16 protein-coding genes are annotated in these 13,662 nt (G+C 44.5%); 11 read left to right on the top strand and 5 right to left on the bottom strand.

Annotated elements, in window-relative coordinates; translation table 11 throughout:
• The first annotated feature begins 263 nt into the window (after positions 1-263).
• The 4 genes from EBO34_RS07765 (at position 264) to EBO34_RS07750 (ending at position 3,350) form a co-directional block, all read left to right on the top strand.
• The gene (locus EBO34_RS07765; protein WP_122897331.1) at positions 264-839 is read left to right on the top strand and encodes a hypothetical protein; all 576 of its coding nucleotides are present in this window, start codon (positions 264-266) and stop codon (positions 837-839) included.
• Between the two features lie 133 nt (positions 840-972).
• Positions 973-1,695: a 2,3,4,5-tetrahydropyridine-2,6-dicarboxylate N-acetyltransferase gene (gene dapD, locus EBO34_RS07760; RefSeq protein WP_122897330.1), complete on the top strand. Its 723-nt coding sequence runs from the start codon at positions 973-975 to the stop codon at positions 1,693-1,695.
• 30 nt (positions 1,696-1,725) lie between these two features.
• On the top strand, positions 1,726-2,853 hold the full coding sequence (locus EBO34_RS07755; RefSeq protein WP_122898614.1) for an N-acetyldiaminopimelate deacetylase: 1,128 nt from the start codon (positions 1,726-1,728) through the stop codon (positions 2,851-2,853).
• 248 nt (positions 2,854-3,101) lie between these two features.
• Positions 3,102-3,350, top strand: a complete 249-nt coding sequence (locus EBO34_RS07750) for a YkuS family protein (protein ID WP_122897329.1) — start codon at positions 3,102-3,104, stop codon at positions 3,348-3,350.
• Positions 3,351-3,407: 57 nt separating this feature from the next.
• Here the strand turns inward: EBO34_RS07750 and EBO34_RS07745 are convergent, their stop codons facing one another.
• Positions 3,408-4,247 carry a mechanosensitive ion channel family protein gene (locus EBO34_RS07745; protein ID WP_122897328.1) on the bottom strand — a complete coding sequence of 280 codons (840 nt, stop codon included), beginning with the start codon at positions 4,245-4,247 and terminating at the stop codon, positions 3,408-3,410.
• Positions 4,248-4,580: 333 nt separating this feature from the next.
• On the opposite strand from EBO34_RS07745, the gene EBO34_RS07740 reads away from it, so the two are divergent.
• From EBO34_RS07740 to EBO34_RS07720, 5 genes are all read left to right on the top strand, one after another.
• On the top strand, positions 4,581-5,132 hold the full coding sequence (locus tag EBO34_RS07740) for a peroxiredoxin (RefSeq protein ID WP_122897327.1): 552 nt from the start codon (positions 4,581-4,583) through the stop codon (positions 5,130-5,132).
• A gap of 118 nt (positions 5,133-5,250) precedes the next feature.
• Positions 5,251-5,697, top strand: coding sequence for a redoxin domain-containing protein (locus tag EBO34_RS07735; protein WP_122897326.1), 447 nt, complete (start codon positions 5,251-5,253; stop codon positions 5,695-5,697).
• A 228-nt stretch (positions 5,698-5,925) separates the two neighbouring features.
• Entirely contained in the window at positions 5,926-6,810 is an 885-nt protein-coding gene (locus EBO34_RS07730; RefSeq protein WP_183163756.1) for a peptidoglycan recognition protein family protein, read from the top strand.
• Between the two features lie 79 nt (positions 6,811-6,889).
• The gene (locus EBO34_RS07725) at positions 6,890-7,558 is read left to right on the top strand and encodes a potassium channel family protein (RefSeq protein WP_122897324.1); all 669 of its coding nucleotides are present in this window, start codon (positions 6,890-6,892) and stop codon (positions 7,556-7,558) included.
• Between the two features lie 54 nt (positions 7,559-7,612).
• Entirely contained in the window at positions 7,613-8,209 is a 597-nt protein-coding gene (locus tag EBO34_RS07720) for a GNAT family N-acetyltransferase (RefSeq protein ID WP_122897323.1), read from the top strand.
• Positions 8,210-8,259: 50 nt separating this feature from the next.
• Here the strand turns inward: EBO34_RS07720 and rnjA are convergent, their stop codons facing one another.
• Positions 8,260-9,924 carry a ribonuclease J1 gene (gene rnjA, locus EBO34_RS07715; protein WP_122897322.1) on the bottom strand — a complete coding sequence of 555 codons (1,665 nt, stop codon included), beginning with the start codon at positions 9,922-9,924 and terminating at the stop codon, positions 8,260-8,262.
• 2 nt (positions 9,925-9,926) lie between these two features.
• On the bottom strand, positions 9,927-10,136 hold the full coding sequence (locus tag EBO34_RS07710; RefSeq protein WP_122897321.1) for a DNA-dependent RNA polymerase subunit epsilon: 210 nt from the start codon (positions 10,134-10,136) through the stop codon (positions 9,927-9,929).
• A 524-nt stretch (positions 10,137-10,660) separates the two neighbouring features.
• Between EBO34_RS07710 and EBO34_RS07705 the strand changes: the two genes are divergently transcribed.
• Positions 10,661-10,990: a hypothetical protein gene (locus EBO34_RS07705; RefSeq protein ID WP_122897320.1), complete on the top strand. Its 330-nt coding sequence runs from the start codon at positions 10,661-10,663 to the stop codon at positions 10,988-10,990.
• Positions 10,991-11,514: 524 nt separating this feature from the next.
• Positions 11,515-12,297, top strand: a complete 783-nt coding sequence (locus EBO34_RS07700; protein WP_122897319.1) for a Cof-type HAD-IIB family hydrolase — start codon at positions 11,515-11,517, stop codon at positions 12,295-12,297.
• 317 nt (positions 12,298-12,614) lie between these two features.
• Here EBO34_RS07700 and def read toward each other — a convergent pair whose 3' ends face one another.
• Both def and EBO34_RS07690 read right to left on the bottom strand, forming a co-directional pair.
• A complete protein-coding gene (gene def, locus EBO34_RS07695) occupies positions 12,615-13,196 on the bottom strand; it encodes a peptide deformylase (protein ID WP_122897318.1) in 582 nt (193 codons plus the stop codon).
• 151 nt (positions 13,197-13,347) lie between these two features.
• Positions 13,348-13,512, bottom strand: a complete 165-nt coding sequence (locus EBO34_RS07690) for a YjcZ family sporulation protein (protein WP_122897317.1) — start codon at positions 13,510-13,512, stop codon at positions 13,348-13,350.
• Positions 13,513-13,662: the final 150 nt, after the last annotated feature.

Below are 13,662 nucleotides of genomic sequence, written 5' to 3'. Positions count from 1 at the left end.
TGTTTACCCGGACACGAGCCAGCTGTGGGGCTGTACCAACAAGGAGCCCACACTCAAAAAGTGGCGGGATGGTCAGGGCTTGCACCTGAAAGGACCATTTTGCAAGAAAACGGCCGTTTCCCTTTCAAAAGGGTTCATCCCGAGTACACTTAGTTATCCCTTTATTTAATAAAAAAATGCGTATAGCAGAAAAAAACATAAAAATAAAGATTAATGTTCTGCAAATTCGGGAAACCCTCAAAATAGAGAGGGGGACATTCATAATGATGGAACTACATACACGAGTCATTCTCGCTGCATCAGCTTTATTTCTACTATTAAACGGAGGCGTATTTCAGGCAAACAGCGGTGATGTTACGTCAGGTTTTTTCAATAAGCACCATCAGGAACGAGAATTCGTTATGAAAGAGACTGCGTTGGTTAAAGGGATCAGCACCGAAAATCAGGAAGCACCGCTTTACCATAAGATCTTTGAAGAGGCAGACGTTACCCTGGGAGAATCAGCTCAGGAAGTAAGGGAGATCGGCGACTCTCTTATTGAGGAAGGTATGTATAATGGAAGTTACTACTTTGACTACGGAACATACACGTACTTTGTCGATCCTGAATCAGACGAGGTTAATGCGATTGCAATAAAAGCCCATGAAATGAACGACACAGACTGGGAACTGTTTACAAGTGAACTTGCTTACACGAAGGTTTTCAGTGGCGAAAATAAAATGGACAATATGTGGATGGACATTTATGAAACAAGCGGAGGAGACATTGTCATCGAGCGCTCTGAAGAGAATGGAGAGCCCGAGTTTGTCTGGTTAACCGTTAACGGTTTGTTTCAGTAACGAATCACAATTACTTACCCCGGGGCCCGTTTTGCTCCGGGGTATTAAACTCTTTGATTGCATTTTTACTTTAGAGTGACTATCATTAGGGAAGTAAAATATTTTAGCTTGATTAAGGGAGGACGATCCAACCATGAAAATGATGGATGCAAATGAGATCATTCAATTTATTTCAAATGCAGAAAAGTCAACGCCGGTAAAAGTACATATCAAGGGTTCAGACCTTGAAAATGTTGACTTTGGTGCAAATACAAAGTCATTTATCCAAGGAAACACAGGTGTACTTTTCGGTGAGTGGAAAGACATTAAAAAAGCCCTTGAAACAAATGAAAGCAAAATTGAAGACTTCGTAGTGGAAAACGACCGCAGAAACTCTGCGATTCCACTTCTCGATATGAAAAACATCAAAGCCCGCATTGAGCCGGGTGCTATTATCCGTGACCAGGTGGAAATCGGTGACGGTGCGGTAATCATGATGGGTGCTTCCATCAACATTGGTTCTGTTGTCGGTGAAGGCACGATGATCGACATGAACGTTGTTCTTGGCGGCCGGGCAACAGTCGGTAAAAACTGTCACATCGGTGCAGGGTCCGTTCTTGCAGGCGTTATCGAGCCACCATCTGCTAAGCCTGTCGTTGTAGAAGACGGTGTAGTTGTCGGTGCGAACGCTGTAATTCTTGAAGGAGTTACTGTCGGAGAGGGAGCTGTTGTTGCAGCAGGTGCCATCGTAACAGAAGATGTACCTCCAAACACTGTTGTTGCAGGTACGCCGGCACGTGTGATCAAGGAAATCGATGAGAAGACAAAAGGAAAAACAGAAATTAAGCAAGAGCTTCGTAAACTTAATGACGAATAAGTGTCAGAAGGAGACGTTTCATTTATGACAATGCAAACGGACCGACTGATTGAAATCCGCCGGGATCTGCACAGGATCCCGGAGCCCGGGTTTCAAGAAGTTAAAACACAGCAGTACATAAAAAAGACAATTGAAGAATTTCCTCAGGACAATATTGAAATCAAGCCTTGGCGCACAGGGCTTCTTGTTCGTGTAACGGGAAGCGCACCCGAAAAAACCTACGGTTACAGAGCGGACATCGATGGTCTGCCAATTCCCGAAGAAACGGGTGCGGCGTATCAGTCAAGCCATAAAGGGTTTATGCACGCATGCGGACACGATTTTCATATGACCATCGCTCTCGGTGTGCTTGCCCACTTTGCAGCTAAACAGCCAAAAGACAATCTTCTGTTTATTTTTCAGCCGGCAGAAGAAGGTCCTGGCGGTGCCCAGCCACTGCTGGAATCAGAGGAATTCCGTGCCTGGAAGCCTGATGAAATGATGGCTCTTCATATTGCGCCAGAGTATCCTGTAGGAACGGTTGCAACAAAGCCTGGCCTTCTGTTTGCTAATACGAGCGAGCTTTTTATTGATTTGAAAGGGAAAGGCGGCCACGCAGCACTTCCCCATCTTGCGAATGATATGGTCGTTGCGTGCAGTCAGCTTGTTACCCAGTTCCAGACGATTGTGGCCCGTAACGTAGCACCTCTGGATTCCGCAGTGGTAACAGTTGGGAAAATAAGCAGCGGGACGAAGCAGAACATTATTGCGGAACACGCACGGCTTGAAGGCACGATCCGTACGCTGTCCATAGAGTCGATGGACGTGGTAAAAAAGCGCATCGAATCTCTTGTTTCAGGGATTGAAACAGGTTTTGACTGTGCAGCTTCCATTAATTATGGTGCAAATTACTGCCAGGTGTATAATAATCATGCCAGTGCCGAGCGTTTTATGGCTTTTACCCGCAAGCGGGAGAACTCGGTGCTTGTGGAATGTGAAAAAGCCATGACCGGCGAGGATTTCGGCTACTTTTTAGAAGAAATTCCTGGTCTCATGTTCTGGCTTGGAGTAAACAGCCCGAGCGGACTTCATTCTTCAACTTTGGATGCAAAAGAAGAAGCGATTCCTTTTGCCGTCCAGCTTCTTATCGATTATTTGGAAGATGTGCAGAAGAAATAGAGTGTGTTTATGGCAGCCCTGCTTCGTGAGCGGGGCTGTTTTTAATTGGGTGGAGTGTTTGAAGCAAAGTGAATAATAAAACAGGAGGAAGTAAAAAATCAGCTGCTGAAAGTGAAAACTAATCGGACGGAAGTGAAAAATAACGCGTGTAAAATGAAAAATTGCTACTTGCACTGAGTAAAATCAAATCCTTTGGGCATAGTAATCGTTGGAAGAACATTCCTAATACCTTAAAGGAGGAATTTACGATGGCTCGAGTAGGAGTAGAACAGTCATTATCGGATATTCAAGAGGCGCTTCAGCAGCAAGGACATGAAGTGGTACAGCTTCAGCAGCAAGGTGATGAAGAAGGGTGTGACTGTTGCGTAATCAGCGGGCAGGACCAGAATATGATGGGTATGCAGGATACGCAAAACCAGGGTTCTGTTATTAACTGTCATGGTATGACTGCAGATGAAGTTTGTCAGCAGGTTGACCAGCGCGTCCAGCAACAATAGAGTGTTGAACAAAAAGATGTCCCCAAAAGCATGTTAGCTTTAGGGGATATCTCGTTTTTATTTCTCTTCTTTTTGAATATAAACCTGATGAGGGAATGGGATGTCGATTCCATTCGCATCCAGGGCTTCTTTAATTGATTTTCTCAGCTTTCTTTCAAGGCCCCACTGCTCCATGTTGATTGTTTTGGCAATTACACGAATCACGACGTCACTGTCATCAAGGCTTTGGACACCTAATACGTTCGGACCTTCAACGACGGTTTCATCTTCAGCTGCAATGCGGTCACACACGTCCTGAATAACCTTCATGGCGTGGTCAATGTTATCATCGTAGCTGATGCCGATGTCCACGAGAGCGCGCATATTGCCCCTGGTGTGATTGCTTAGTGAGCCGATTTCCCGGTTAGGAATGTAATGAACAGTTCCATCAAAGCCGCGGATTCTTGTTGTCCGGAGACCAACTTCTTCGACTACGCCGTCAATCCCTGCGATTGTGACGTATTCATCTACTTCAACCTGCTTTTCGAGAAGGAGGAAGAAGCCTGTTACAACATCGCTTACAAGGCCTTGGGCACCGAAACCGATGGCAAGACCGACGATACCAGCACCGGCTATAAGAGCAGTCACATCGTAGTCAAACAGGCCGATAATAATGGTGATGAAAACAAAGAGCAATACATAGGAAAAAATGTTCAAGGATAACTTTTCAAGGGTTTTTGTTCGTCCGGGTGTCATATTGCGCTGCTTGCTCATCCGGTCAAAGCTGGATGAAATAATGCGGCGGCCGACGGCACGGACAATCAGATATACGACAAATATACCAACCAACTGCAGGATTAATAGTGCAGCTGCTAGTAAAAGTGCTTCCCAGGTGAAGGAACTCAGCCAATCGTTCATAATCTATCACTCCTTTTACAACGGTAAGGTTATTGGGTTATTTTGGTGAACGATGTCATTCATTTTATCATACCCATCCATCTGAAAAAAGAAAACAGTCTCTTCAAATGATGTGAAGTACAAGGGCTTTTGCTTTAATTGAGTTTCAGGATTCGTTATAATAGGAGACGTTGGTGTTCATCTGTGTTAAAAAATGCACAAATGGAAATACTGACGAAGTGTGAATGATTAGTGGAGAAAAGAAAGAATCGTGTCAAATGTTGACTGATTATAATTCTTTTCTTATAATAATCATTGTAAATTAAACTAACAACATCTCAGGAGGGGTTACATATGTCAGACAAGCGTATGGTAGCAAAACAAGCACCACGATTTGAAATGGATGCCGTTCTTTCCAACAAAGAATTCGGTAAAGTAAGCCTTGAGCAGAACATGAAAGAAGACAAGTGGACAGTTCTTTATTTTTATCCAATGGACTTCACTTTTGTCTGCCCAACTGAAATTACAGCTCTAAGTGACCGTTACGATGAGTTTGAAGACTTAGATGCAGAAGTGATCGGTGTATCTACTGACACAGTTCACACTCACCTTGCATGGATCAAGACAGATCGTGACGAAAATGGTCTTGGCGATCTAAAATACCCACTTGCTGCGGATACAAACCACCAGGTTTCCCGCGACTACGGTGTACTAATCGAAGACGAAGGTGTTGCTCTTCGCGGATTGTTCATCATCAGCCCAGAAGGTGAACTTATGTATTCTGTTGTTAACCACAACAACATCGGCCGTGACGTAGACGAAACTCTTCGTGTACTTCAAGCACTTCAAACTGGCGGACTTTGCCCTGCAAACTGGAAGCCGGGACAAGAAACACTAAAGGTGTAATTATCCTTTAACCAGGGTAAAATAGAATCAGACAGAAAAGGCCTGGCAAATACGATTTGTTCAGGCCTTTTCTATTCCGTACATAGTCTGGAAAAATATTGATATGGAGGGGTTATGAATGAAATTACGTTCACCAATGCCTGAGCTTGAAGGCGCAACAGAATGGTTAAACGGACAGCTTACGAAGGATGAACTGGTAGGGGAGAAGCCGACTCTGATTCACTTCTGGTCAATCAGCTGTCACTTGTGTAAAGAAGCAATGCCTGAGGTTAATGCTTTCCGTGATAAGTATAAGAATGAACTGAATGTTATGAGCGTTCATATGCCTCGTTCAGAAAAGGATCTCGATATCGATGAGATCAAGAAAGTGGCAGCAGAGCACGACATTACTCAGCCGACGTTCGTTGACAGCGAGCATAAACTGACTGATGCCTTTGAAAATCAATACGTACCAAGCTACTACGTATTTGACGCAGAAGGGCAGCTGCGCCACTTCCAGGCCGGCGGCGGCGGCATGAAGATGCTAACTAAACGCGTAAACCGTGTTCTTGGTGTAAAAGAATAGCAGAGAAACGTCAGAACCGCTGTGCATCGCACAGTGGTTTTAAATTTTCCTAAAAGGGGGTCTGTCCCCCGAACAAGTATGTTAAATCATGGGAAACGATACACCAAAATGATTACCTGTGCTAGTTAAACACCTGTTTAAGATATTTCAACAGGAATATAAGAAAGTTCGGGGGACAGACCCCCGAATATTTGACTTTGGTGTTACTTATCTTGTGAGGTGATAAATTTGGAAAAGCTACACACACACAAGACGAAGTTATATGGCCGAAGACAACTGCAGGACATTGACCGGATTGCGATTCATCACAGCGGGACGCTGGAAGGAAGTGCTGCGTCTTTTGCCAGGTACCATGTAGACGCACTCGGGTGGCCGGGCATCGGCTATCATTACGTGATCAGTAAGGACGGGTCAGTGAGGACGTCCAACGAGCTTGAAACGGTGAGCTATCATGTGAGCGGATCGAACAGAAGAGCTGTCGGGATATGCCTGATTGGAAACTTCACAAGAGAGAAGCTCCCAACAGCTCAGCGGCGCTCAGCAGAAAATCTTGTTCTAACGTTAATGAATATGCTCTTTCTACCGGTAAACGCTGTTTTGGGACACCGGGAATTCAGCGGGCATAAATCAAACCAGTGTCCAGGCCTGAACATGCATGCATTTCGCAGGAACATTGCGCCACACTCACACACGACTTTGAAAAAAGGAGACCAAGGAAAGGACGTAGGAGACCTTCAGCAGCGCCTCAAGGATTCCGGATATGATCCGGGCCCCGTGGATGGTCTGTTCGGTCCTCTCACTGAGAAAGCCGTCCTGGCCCTCCAGAAAGACTCCGGTATAAGAGAAGAGGGAATCTATGGTCCTCTTTCATCCGCCGCTCTTCACAGAACTCCCAATCCACGCCAGCTGTTTAGAATGATTCCCGCAATGACCGGCGCCGATGTCCGTAGTCTGCAGCGGGTGATCGGGGCCAAAGAAGATGGCATCTTCGGACCGGAGACGGAACGGCTCCTGAAAAACTTTCAAAAAGAAAAAGGTCTCACCCCAGATGGGATCGCAGGGCCAAAAACAAAGAGAGCCCTTTATGGAAGCACAGTTTCTTTCGGAACTTAACGGAACATGGTATTGCCAATTTCAAGCAAATCTTGCTATGATAATGATAAACAGTAACTCATTGAGATGGGGGACATAGATGAAAAAGCAATTTGCGGTAATCGGTCTCGGACGTTTTGGGGGAAGTGTATGCCATGCCTTATCAAAACAGGGCATGGAAGTACTTGCGATAGACACAGATGAGGACCGCATCAATAAATACGCGAACATTGCCACTCACGCAGTTGTAGCAGATGCCACAGATGACAATACACTTAAAAGTCTCGGCATCCGTAATTTCGACCATGTTGTCGTAGCGATCGGGGACAACATTCAGTCGAGTATTCTGACAACACTCATGCTGGTGGAACAAGGGGTTAAACACATCACTGTAAAAGCCCAAAACGATTATCATGAAAAAGTACTCAATAAAATTGGCGCACATAAAGTGGTACACCCTGAGCGTGATATGGGCGTCAGGATTGCCCATAACGTAGTTTCGAAAAATGTACTGGATTATCTTGAGCTGTCCGATGAATACAGCATTGTGGAGCTAATGGCCGGCGGAATGGTGAGCGGAAAATCCATCATTGAACTGGATATCCGTGCAAAGTACGGATGTAACATCATGGCCATCAAGCGTGCTGATGAAATCAATGTGTCTCCTCAGGCTGACGAAATGCTTGAGCACGGGGATATCCTGATCGTTATTGGTGCAGACAGTGACATAAACCGTCTCGAGCAGGCTTTGTTTGACGATGATGACTAAACGGGTAAGAACAGCACTCAATAGCGGGTGCTGCTTTTTTGAAAGGGTGTCTATATGAAAATTGAAGATATTTACGGTGAACTGCCGCAACTGGAAACAAAAAGGGTGCTCCTTAGAAAAATAAGACTGGAAGACTTAGAAGAGATGCACCGCTACGGGTCAGACGATCAAGTATCGAGGTACGTCACCTGGGAGACCCATCAATCTCTGGCTGATACAAAAGGGTTTCTCGATTTTGTGTTAAGTCAGTATGAAAAAAAGCAGGTGGCTCCCTGGGGAATCGAACTCAAGACGACCGGAGAGTTTATCGGAACGATAGATTTTGTATGGTGGAAACCGGAACATAAAACCGCAGAAATCGGCTATGTGATTTCACAAAACCACTGGGGAAAAGGCTATACAACTGAAGCAGCAAAGGAACTGCTGAAGTTTGGATTCGAAAAGATGGACCTGGTACGCATTCAGGCGAGATGCTTTGCCGCAAACACAGGTTCAGAGCGGGTGATGGAAAAGACCGGCATGACTTACGAAGGGCTTATAAGGAAAGGGATGTATGTGAAAGGAAAGCATCAGGATTTGAAAATGTATTCGGTTCTTCAAGAAGAGTATGCCGCCCGACAAAATCCGGGGTCACCTGTCACTGTCAGGTAAAACCTAAAACAAACCCCCTGAGAATCGGATCATCCTCAGGGGGTTATTCATTATACTTCCATAATGATTGGAAGGATCATTGGCTTACGTTTTGTTTTTTCGTAAAGGAACGGTCCTAGGACATCGCTGATTTCATTTTTGATCTCAGACCACTGTGTAGTTTTGCGTTCCATCATGCCGTCAAGGTGGGAAGCGAGCATTTTCTGGGCTTCGTTAATTAAATCACTTGATTCACGCATGTATACGAAACCGCGGGAGATAAGGTCAGGTCCGGCAGTCACTTTGAACTCTTTCATGTTCAGGCTGACAACAACAACGACGAGTCCTTCCTCGGATAAAATCCGGCGGTCACGGAGTACAATGTTTCCGATATCACCGATCCCGCTTCCGTCTACATAGATGGAGCCTGAAGGTACCTTTCCTGCCAGACGTGCTTCTTCCTTGTCCAAAGCAAGAACATCACCGTTGTCCATTAAGAAGCAGTTTTCTTCAGGAATGCCGCAGCCTTCAGCGAGAGTGGCGTGCATTTTCTGCATACGGAACTCCCCGTGAATTGGCATGAAGTATTTCGGCTTCATCAGGCGGAGCATGAGCTTTTGTTCTTCCTGGCCGCCGTGACCGGATGTGTGAATGTCGTTAAGAGACCCATGAATCACGTTTGCGCCTGCTCGGTAAAGCTGGTTGATCGTTTTGCTTACGCTGAGTGTGTTCCCTGGAATTGGTGAAGAAGAGAACACAACCGTGTCCCCAGGGATGACCTGGATCTGACGGTGCGTTCCAAAAGCGATACGGGAAAGTGCCGCCATCGGCTCTCCCTGGCTTCCTGTACAGAGAATAACCACTTGCTCAGCAGGAATTTTGTTCAGCTGGGAAGCATCAATAAACGTATTTTTTGGTGCATTAATGTAACCGAGATCAAGTCCGATATTGATGGCGTTTTCCATGCTTCGTCCAAACACTGCCACTTTACGACGGAATTTAACCGCAGCTTCAACAGCCTGCTGAAGGCGGTAGATGTTTGACGCGAAAGTAGCAAAGATAATACGGCCTTCCACGCTGCGGAAGATGTTATCAATGCTCTCTCCTACTTTACGTTCACTCATGGTAAAGCCGGGTACCTCACTGTTTGTGCTGTCCGATAGAAGGCAGAGAACACCTTCCTCACCGATTTTAGCCATCTTTGTCAGGTTGGCAGGTTCTCCTACTGGTGTAAAATCAAATTTAAAGTCGCCTGTATGAACGATGTTTCCAGCAGGTGTTTTTACGACAACACCAAATGAGTCCGGGATACTGTGAGTGGTACGGTAGAAAGAGACAGACGTTTTTTGGAACTTAATGACGTCATCTTCCTGAATTTCAATTAATTTAGCATTACGAAGGAGGCCGTGTTCTTCGAGTTTGTTTCTTAAAAGGCCGAGTGCGAGTTTTCCTCCGTAAATCGGAATGTTTACCTGACGGAGCAGGTAAGGGACACCACCGATGTGATCTTCGTGTCCGTGAGTGATAAACAGACCTTTGATCTTGTCTTCGTTTTTAACGAGATACGTATAATCCGGGATGACATAGTCAATCCCTAATAATTCATCTTCAGGGAACTTAATTCCTGCATCGATTAAAATGATTTCATCCTGAAACTGGACGGCATATGTGTTTTTTCCGATTTCACCCAGACCCCCGAGGGCGAAAACGGCAGCTTGATGGTTTTTAGCTTTCATCGTTAGAGCTGCTCCACTTTAAAATCTTCATGTTGTTTTTCGTACTCAAGGGCTTCCTCGCTTAGGGGGGTAACAAACTCAATGTTGTAGTTGCGGTCAGCCAGTTTTTTGCGCACGTCTTCCTGTGAGCTTCCTTCTACGTAAATAGATTTCGTGTTTTCACGAACAGGAACTTCGGTTTTTGCTGTTTGGAAATAAACTTTGAAAATCATAGGATCCTCTCCTTTTTATTTGTTTACTGCAGAATAAAAGAAAGGCTGAACAAAATTGAACGGCAGGCAGGGCAGTCCCTCGCTTCATATTGCCGGTTCAATTTGCCGGTTACAGCGTTTCTTTTCGCAGTTTTTAAGTAAAAGTATGCATTGATAGAAATGAGTTAATTATACGTATGTACGTCTATGAAATGCTGAGTTATGTCTTCCTGCACTTCTACGCATAGAAATGATAAACCTTCTTTCTCCTCGCTGAGAAAGAAGGATCATTTCAATGACTACGCGTATATCTTTTTAGGAAATAAATCGCGACATCGTTTTAATAACCGTTCTCTCCACCTTTTCAACATTTTAAACCCTCCTCGCAACTTATTCAAGACTAGCGCTCTGATTTTATTTATAGTATGGAATCATTTTCATGTTTTATTGAAGGGAATCGCTGGCAAATCGGGTTGGGGCAATTCGATGAATACTCTCTTGTATAAGGGGGTAATAGGGTTGTAAGACATAATGGAGGGGATAGAATGAACAAGCAAACATACTTTATTTCCATTAATCAGGGCAGCCGGATCGAAATTTTTACCGAGCCGACAGATCCGGCCCTGATTCAATATGAAGTTGAAGTAGATGGGGAAGAAGTCGAGGACTTTCTTAATCTTATCAGCCGCTTCAGGGAAAAAGATGTGGAACCGGAACAGATATTTGTAAGGCCTTTTAACGAACCGGCGGCAGACAGAGATAAGCAGGAACTGAAATATGACACCCGTGAACTCTTTGAAATGATTTACCGTTATGGTACGGAAAAGACAAGACGGGAGCTGGAAGAACTGCAGCGTCAAAACACGAGAGCATAGAATAACCGGGTGGCAGAAGGGATGTCCAGCCTCTTTTTGCCACCTCTTTTTTATGGAGGAAAGTGCAACATAGCCGTAAAACTAAGGATAACATGACGGGTTCTATCATGTGGGGTATCAGCAAGTAATTTACATTTTTTTAACAGAAAAAAACACAACTTTAGGAATGGGTACTTCAAGAATTGTTTTGCACAAGGATAATAACAATATGTAAAAGCCAGAGGCTACTTTCGGACTTAAACCTGCTTATTTTGGATGTGAGAAGCAGTGAAGTCGGAATGTTCGAAGACTCCTGCGCTAGCAGGGACTGGGAGAGACCGCAACGGAGTGTGGAGGCTCGCGGGCCCAACAGTGGAAAGCGATGGACATTCCGACTGCATTTTTAATCTTACGCTTAAAAAACGGTTTCTTTTTAACTTATAATCCTTGGGAACGGTCACCCGCCTGTATAGACGTGAACGGGGAAAGGTGGTACGATTTAACCCGTAATAACCGACACCTCAGACGAAGAAAGGACGATCCTTGTGACTGATAAGAAAGTCGTTTTTTTAGATATTGATGGTACTATTCTTGATGAAAATAAACAGCTTCCAAAGTCCACACGCGATGCAGTTTCCAAGCTTCAGGCAAATAATATTAACGTAGCGATTGCAACGGGCCGTGCGCCTTTTATGTTTAAAGAGCTGAGGGAAGAATTAAAAATTAATTCGTTTGTAAGTTTTAACGGCTCCTATGTTGTTTTTGAAGGGCAGAAGATTTCTGGGTCTCCTCTTGATTCAGATCGTCTCCTCGAACTTGAAAAAGATGCATGGTATAAAGAGCACCCGATGGTGTTTCTTGATCATGAAACGGGCCGTGCCAATCACGGGAATCATCCTTTAATTCAGGAGTCCATGGGCAGTCTTAAGATGGCTCATCCGCCTCATGACGAGTCGTTTCATAAACAGCGGGACATCTATCAGGCCCTTCTTTTTTGTGAAGATGGTCACGAATTGCATTACCGGGACAATCATCTGGGGTTTGACTACATTCGCTGGCATGAAAAAGCCATTGATGTTCTTCCTCCGGGCGGATCAAAAGCAAAGGGTATCGAAGCTGTACTCGAAAGACTCGGCATTTCACTTGAAAACAGTTATGCCTTCGGAGATGGCCTGAACGATCTGGAAATGCTCCGTTATGTTGGCACAGGTGTCGCTATGGGTAACGCCGTCGAGGAAGCAAAAAAAGCTGCCAACCTCGAAACAGATCACGTTGGTAACGACGGAATTCATAAAGCCCTTGTAGAACTCGGACTTATAAAAGCATAATTTATGTGCGGTACTTTTCCTGCAAAGGAAGGTAGCGCTTTTTTCTTTTACATGAGTTCAAATAAGGTGGTTTTCAGGATAAACGATTGATTGTTCCAGATAAAAGAGTATTTTTCAGGATAAAGCTGCATTTGTTCAGGATAAACAAAAAATTGTCAGGATATCTCACGAAATGTTCAGGATAAAAGGTGCTTCTCCCGAGTAAATTCTGTCTTATCCTTGGCCCCGATCTTATATAGCTCAATTTTCAGGTTCAGGCGGAAATCAACCAGTTAATTTTACTTAAAAGTACATCTAAATAAAAAATCCCGCTTCAATTAAGAAACGGGACCGTGATCATCGCTTAGTTTCATGACTTCCTTTGGAGGGAGGGACTGTTTGTGAGGATCGTTCCCTTCAATACGGTCATAAAACATAATGCCATTCAGGTGATCAATTTCGTGCTGGAACACAATAGCAGCGAATCCTTTCAAACGAAGAGTGATCTCATCACCTTCAAGAGTGGTCGCTTTTACTTTTATCCGGGCATAGCGGGGAACCTCACCTTCCACCATGCGGTCAACGCTTAAGCAGCCTTCTCCACCTTCAAGATAGGTGGTTTCCACAGAATGGCTCACGATTTTCGGATTGTATAAACCCAGTTCAATCAGTTCATCGTTGTGGTCGTGAGTTCTAACAGCGATCATCCGCTTGCTCACATTGATCTGGGGGGCTGCAAGGCCGACACCTGGACGGAGGCCATATTTTTCTGCCGTTTCCTCGTCCTGACTATGTATTAAATACTCCACCATTTTTTGCAGGATTTTTTTTTCTTCATTTGATGCAGGAAGGGACACTTCTTCCGCTCTTTTTCTGAGTGTCGGGTGACCTTCGCGGATAATATCATCCATGGTAATCATGCATTACACACTCCTTTGACAGTTACTTTCCATGCAGATTCGTTTTCCATCATATAATATTATATAATAAATGAACAGGCGAAAGACGGAGAATAACCTGTAAAAAAGAAGAAACGAGAGTGTTTACCCCCGTTTCATTCCATATTGGTTATTAGCAGCCGAATTTAGACGCACCAACGATGATAAGCAAAATGAAAAGAACGACGATTAACGCGAATCCTTTTCCTGCACCGTTATAGCCTGCTCCAGCTACCTGACCACCATATCCATACCCACAAGGGTCCCAACATCCACAACCGTTTCCATATCCGTACATATGCAATTGCCTCCTTTGTTTTCACCGCTTTTTATCAGCGATTTACTACATGCTATGCGAATTGGCTCTGAGTGAATGGATGAATACCCAGAATTCAGAGAACTTATTGGTTAAAGGTCCAAAACACTCAGAAATACCTTGTAAAATCGG

The sequence above is a fragment of the Alteribacter keqinensis genome (genome assembly GCF_003710255.1).
GTDB classification, from domain to species: Bacteria; Bacillota; Bacilli; order Bacillales; family Salisediminibacteriaceae; genus Alteribacter; species Alteribacter keqinensis.
This window is presented reverse-complemented; position numbering and strand designations above follow the sequence as displayed.

What these genes read in the sequence shown, in the direction of transcription:
- EBO34_RS07765 (WP_122897331.1), top strand. Translation starts at nt 264, where the DNA reads ATGATGGAACTACATACACGAGTCATTCTCGCTGCATCAGCTTTATTT.
- dapD (WP_122897330.1), top strand. Translation starts at nt 973, where the DNA reads ATGAAAATGATGGATGCAAATGAGATCATTCAATTTATTTCAAATGCA.
- EBO34_RS07755 (WP_122898614.1), top strand. Translation starts at nt 1,726, where the DNA reads ATGCAAACGGACCGACTGATTGAAATCCGCCGGGATCTGCACAGGATC.
- EBO34_RS07750 (WP_122897329.1), top strand. Translation starts at nt 3,102, where the DNA reads ATGGCTCGAGTAGGAGTAGAACAGTCATTATCGGATATTCAAGAGGCG.
- EBO34_RS07745 (WP_122897328.1), bottom strand. Translation starts at nt 4,247, where the DNA reads ATGAACGATTGGCTGAGTTCCTTCACCTGGGAAGCACTTTTACTAGCA.
- EBO34_RS07740 (WP_122897327.1), top strand. Translation starts at nt 4,581, where the DNA reads ATGTCAGACAAGCGTATGGTAGCAAAACAAGCACCACGATTTGAAATG.
- EBO34_RS07735 (WP_122897326.1), top strand. Translation starts at nt 5,251, where the DNA reads ATGAAATTACGTTCACCAATGCCTGAGCTTGAAGGCGCAACAGAATGG.
- EBO34_RS07725 (WP_122897324.1), top strand. Translation starts at nt 6,890, where the DNA reads ATGAAAAAGCAATTTGCGGTAATCGGTCTCGGACGTTTTGGGGGAAGT.
- EBO34_RS07720 (WP_122897323.1), top strand. Translation starts at nt 7,613, where the DNA reads ATGAAAATTGAAGATATTTACGGTGAACTGCCGCAACTGGAAACAAAA.
- rnjA (WP_122897322.1), bottom strand. Translation starts at nt 9,924, where the DNA reads ATGAAAGCTAAAAACCATCAAGCTGCCGTTTTCGCCCTCGGGGGTCTG.
- EBO34_RS07710 (WP_122897321.1), bottom strand. Translation starts at nt 10,136, where the DNA reads ATGATTTTCAAAGTTTATTTCCAAACAGCAAAAACCGAAGTTCCTGTT.
- EBO34_RS07705 (WP_122897320.1), top strand. Translation starts at nt 10,661, where the DNA reads ATGAACAAGCAAACATACTTTATTTCCATTAATCAGGGCAGCCGGATC.
- def (WP_122897318.1), bottom strand. Translation starts at nt 13,196, where the DNA reads ATGATTACCATGGATGATATTATCCGCGAAGGTCACCCGACACTCAGA.
- EBO34_RS07690 (WP_122897317.1), bottom strand. Translation starts at nt 13,512, where the DNA reads ATGTACGGATATGGAAACGGTTGTGGATGTTGGGACCCTTGTGGGTAT.